Consider the following 458-nt stretch of genomic DNA (forward strand, 5'->3'; position numbering starts at 1 on the left):
TGCTGGCATGGTGCAGGAACACGATAGAGCACCCGGTATCGGCGGCGATGGCCTCCATGCGGCCAATCACCTGCGCCATGGGGCCACTGGCGTTCTCCTCCTCGATGTGGAACCGGCGCAGCGTGTCCAGCACCATCAGGCGGCGACCCTCGGCGGCGCGCTTGAGGCCGTCGAACCACTCCGGGGCCATGATGTTGGGCAGGTTGCCGATCAGCGGCTGGATCAGCAGGCCGTCAGCCACGGCTTGCCGTTCCTCGGCGCTGAGGTGCGCCCCCAGGGCGTGCAGGCGGTGATGTATGGCGGTGGGCGGGTCTTCGGCGGGCAAGTAGATCACCGGCCCGGTGGGCAGCTCGCCCACGTCCAGCAGGTCGGGGCCGCCTGCGATCTGTGCGGCCAGTTGCAGGGCCAGCATGGACTTGCCGGCCCCACTGGGGGACACCAGCGCCCCCACGGTGCCG

1 protein-coding gene is annotated in these 458 nt (G+C 70.1%); it reads right to left on the reverse strand.

Translation table 11 applies throughout. The annotated features are described in order from the left end of the window. Positions 1-412, reverse strand: a 412-nt coding sequence (locus P8629_RS11485) for an AAA family ATPase (RefSeq protein WP_442908702.1), incomplete at its 3' end; no start/stop codon positions are given. Positions 413-458: the final 46 nt, after the last annotated feature.

The sequence above is a fragment of the Hydrogenovibrio sp. 3SP14C1 genome (genome assembly GCF_029625905.1).
In the GTDB taxonomy this organism is placed as follows: domain Bacteria; phylum Pseudomonadota; class Gammaproteobacteria; order Thiomicrospirales; family Thiomicrospiraceae; genus Hydrogenovibrio.